Origin of the sequence: Corynebacterium sp. KPL2825, assembly GCF_037908445.1 — a bacterium.
Taxonomy (GTDB): domain Bacteria; phylum Actinomycetota; class Actinomycetes; order Mycobacteriales; family Mycobacteriaceae; genus Corynebacterium; species Corynebacterium kefirresidentii.
Genome location: NZ_JBBMGI010000023.1, coordinates 1 through 1,435 on the forward strand (window position 1 = coordinate 1; position 1,435 = coordinate 1,435).

Annotated in this window: 1 protein-coding gene; it reads right to left on the reverse strand. The window is 54.5% G+C overall.

Features of this window, described 5'->3' with window-relative positions:
* Window positions 1-34: 34 nt before the first annotated feature.
* On the reverse strand, window positions 35-1,378 hold the full coding sequence (locus WMQ00_RS11945; RefSeq protein WP_340441071.1) for an IS256 family transposase: 1,344 nt from the start codon (window positions 1,376-1,378) through the stop codon (window positions 35-37).
* Between the last annotated feature and the right edge of the window lie 57 nt (window positions 1,379-1,435).

The window sequence follows — 1,435 nt, forward strand, 5'->3', positions numbered from 1 at the left end:
GAGCGTGTCAAGTTGTTTGTGTGTGGGGCTGGGTTTATAGGTATTTGTCGAAGCGGTCGGGGTAGGCCACGGCCATTTGGTTGATGGCTTGTTTCCAACCGGAAACTCGGGCTCCTTCCATGAGTCTGCCGGCTGTCGCGGAGACCCGTTTGCCCTCCTTTGCCCTCTTTGCCGCTCGTTTGTCTTCAATGTTGCAGATCATCAACCACAGCGTCTTCAGCGCGGATTCATCATTGGTGAACTGCACCCTGTTGCGGGTAGCTTTACGCAGCTCATTATTAAACGATTCAATGGAGTTCGTCGTATAGATGACCTTTCTCGCTGCTGGCGGGAACTGCAGAAACGGGACAAACCGCCCCCATGCGTCCTGCCAGACCTTGACTGAGCGTGGATACTTCTCACCCAACTCGGAAGCCTCGAATTCGGCTAAAGCTGCCTTGGCTGTGGACTCGTCTGCGGCGGTGTAGACCTTCTTCAACGCGGCGGATACAGCCCGGCGATCCCCGTAGGCCACCCACCGGTTCGCGGCACGTATCAGGTGCACGATACAGGTTTGCACCATAGAGTTCGGCCAGGTTGCCTCGACTGCTTCTGGTAGGCCTTTAAGCCCGTCACAGCAGACGATAAAGACGTCTTTGACGCCACGATTGGAAAGGTTGGCGCACACTTGCGCCCAAAAGGAGGCACCTTCTTCCTTGGCAATCCACAATCCCAAAATGTGCTTGATCCCGTCGAGGTCCACGCCGATTGCCATGTACGCGGACTTGTTGACCACTCGGCCTCCATCGCGGACTTTAATGCGTAGTGCGTCCAGGAAAATGACCGGGTAGAACTCGTCTAGCTGGCGGTTTTGCCAGACCATGACCTCATCCAAGACGGCGTCAGTAACCGCAGAAATCGTCTCATGAGAGATATCAACCCGCATCGCAGTTGCCATGTGGTGCTGGATATCCCTAATGGTCATTCCACCGGCGTACAAGCTGACAATCATGTCATCAACGTCAGTCAATCGCCTCGAGCCTTTAGGGACCATAGTCGGCAAGAATGTTCCCGCCCGATCCCTAGGGACATCAACGGTTACCGGCCCGTAGTTCGAATCCACGGTCTTTGTGTACGACCCGTTGCGGTGATTGTCTGTCCCAGCTGCAGCTTTGCCGCTCCTGTCGCCGGACTCGTAGCCAAGGTGGGCATCCATTTCAGCATTCAAACCTCTGGTGATTGAGGCTTGCAGCATGCCCCGAACTAGGTCGTTGGCATCCGTTGTCGATGTGCCTAGGTCATCAATCAGTTTCGCGATTTCGGGGTTAGCAAGCAGCTTCTTTTCAATCGCGTCAATCTTGGTCTTATCGGCCGGATCTCGTCTTGTCACAGTAGTCATTCTGGCTTATCTCCTTATGCAGGTTGGAAACCCACACACAAACCATCAGACACTCTC